The sequence below is a fragment of the Vibrio sp. 2132-1 genome (assembly GCF_033344315.1).
Window position 1 is genome coordinate 1 of record NZ_JAWPON010000613.1, and the last position, 580, is coordinate 580.

General features: G+C 49.5%; 1 protein-coding gene. It reads left to right on the forward strand.

What is annotated here, in order from left to right:
- Positions 1-580, forward strand: a 580-nt coding sequence (locus R8N47_RS26965; RefSeq protein ID WP_318186336.1) for a RelA/SpoT AH/RIS domain-containing protein, incomplete at both ends; no start/stop codon positions are given.

Sequence of the window (580 nt, forward strand, 5' to 3'; positions counted from 1 at the left end):
GTGACTTCTCGCGCTCGCACTAAGATTCGTCAAGTACTGAAAACCATGCGCCGTGAAGAATCCATCACGCTCGGCCGCCGCCTATTGAATCACGCTTTGGGTCGTCACTCGATTGACTCCATCTACCCAGAGAACATTCAAGAAGTACTGACCGATCTGCGCTTAGAAAGCACAGACGATTTACTCGCAGCAATTGGTTTGGGCGAACTCATGAGTATTGTGATTGCTCGTCGTTTGCTGGGTGATACTGAAGAGCTAACGACAACCAGTTCCATTCCAACCGACTCGAAGAAGAAACTTCCAATTCGTGGCGCGGAAGGTTTGCTGCTGACGTTTGCTAATTGCTGTCACCCAATTCCAGATGACCACATCATTGCGCATGTGTCTCCTGGCCGTGGCTTGGTTGTTCACCGTGAAACGTGTCCAAATGTGCGCGGTTACCAAAAAGAGCCGGACAAATACATGGCCGTTGCGTGGTCTGACGATTACGACAAAGAGTTTATCGCAGAACTGAAAGTAGACATGCTCAACCACCAAGGTGCTCTGGCAGAATTGACCAACGTGATTTCGAAAACAGGCT